The 740-nt window shown below is 70.8% G+C and carries 1 protein-coding gene; it reads right to left on the bottom strand.

The annotated features are described in order from the left end of the window. A partial coding sequence (locus tag ACI79A_RS19650; RefSeq protein ID WP_457085437.1) for an alpha/beta fold hydrolase occupies window positions 1-740 on the bottom strand: 740 nt, incomplete at both ends.

Here is a 740-nt window from a genome sequence, read left to right as displayed (position 1 = left end):
GTTGATCGTCTCGGCCTGGGTGGTCGGCATGCCGTGCGGGAAGCCGGCGTAGGTCTTCAGCGTGCCGTTGGGCAGCAGCTCGGCCGAGAGCGGACCGGAGTCCGCGTACGGGACGACCTGGTCGTCGTCGCCGTGCATGACCAGCACCGGCACGGTGATCTTCTTGAGGTCGTCGGTGAAGTCGGTCTGGGAGAAGGCGACGACGCCGTCGTAGTGGGCCTTGATGCCGCCCATCATCCCCTGGCGCCACCAGTTCTGGATCAGTCCCTCGACCGGCTCGACGCCCGGGCGGTTGAAGCCGTAGAACGCGGTGGCGGGCAGGTCGCGGTAGAACTGCGCCCGGTTGGTGGCGACCTGGGTCTGGATGTCGTCGAAGACGCTCTGGGGCAGCCCGCCGGGGTTGGCGTCGGTCTGCACCATGAGCGGCGGCACGGCGGCGATGAGCGCTGCCTTCGCGACCCGGTCCTGGCCGTGCCGGGCCAGGTACCGGACGACCTCGCCGCCGCCGGTCGAGTGGCCCACGTGCACCGCGTCGCGCAGGTCCAGGTGCGCGGTGAGCGCGGCCAGGTCGTCGGCGTAGTGGTCCATGTCGTGCCCGCCGTCGGTCTGGGTCGAGCGGCCGTGGCCCCGGCGGTCGTGGGCGATCACCCGGTAGCCGTGCTGCAGGAAGAACATCAGCTGGGCGTCCCAGTCGTCGGCCGACAGCGGCCAGCCGTGGCTGAACACGATCGGCTGACCGG

The organism is Modestobacter sp. SYSU DS0657, from assembly GCF_054050925.1.
This window is presented reverse-complemented; position numbering and strand designations above follow the sequence as displayed.